Genomic DNA, 417 nt, shown 5'->3' with positions numbered 1-417 from the left:
CGACACGGCCTTTGGCCTGGCTCGAATTGGCACACAAAATCTCGACGTTCAGCTCGCTTAAAGCACGACCAAACTGCGTGATCCGCGCACCGCCTTTGGCGTCCTCCTTGGCCACGCGAAACACCGTGTGCTTGTCGGAATAGAACGCGACTGGGCGGCCGTGGTTCAGCAGATAGCCCTCCAGGGCCTCAAAATAGCTGAAGGTGCTTTCCGACTTCACGAACCGCAGCTCCATCAAGGTGCTGGTGGCGTCATCAATGAACACCAGCAGCGTGCAAGGTGCGGCGCGGTCCTCGAACCAGCGGTGGTCAGACCCGTCGATCTGGATGAGTTCACCGAAGCATTCCCGGCGCAGGCGCGGTTGATGAAACTGGCGGCGCTGTTTGCGAGATAGCCAAAGGCCATCTTCTTGCATCC

1 protein-coding gene is annotated in these 417 nt (G+C 59.2%); it reads right to left on the bottom strand.

Going from position 1 to position 417, the window contains the following annotated elements:
- On the bottom strand, nt 1–417 hold a 417-nt coding region (locus tag ATO11_RS21075; RefSeq protein ID WP_479725083.1), incomplete at both ends, for a transposase family protein.

The sequence above is a fragment of the Pseudaestuariivita atlantica genome, assembly GCF_001205715.1.
Lineage (GTDB): Bacteria > Pseudomonadota > Alphaproteobacteria > Rhodobacterales > Rhodobacteraceae > Pseudaestuariivita > Pseudaestuariivita atlantica.
The sequence above is the reverse complement of the archived record's forward strand: the minus strand, read 5'-3'. Positions and strand labels throughout refer to the sequence as shown.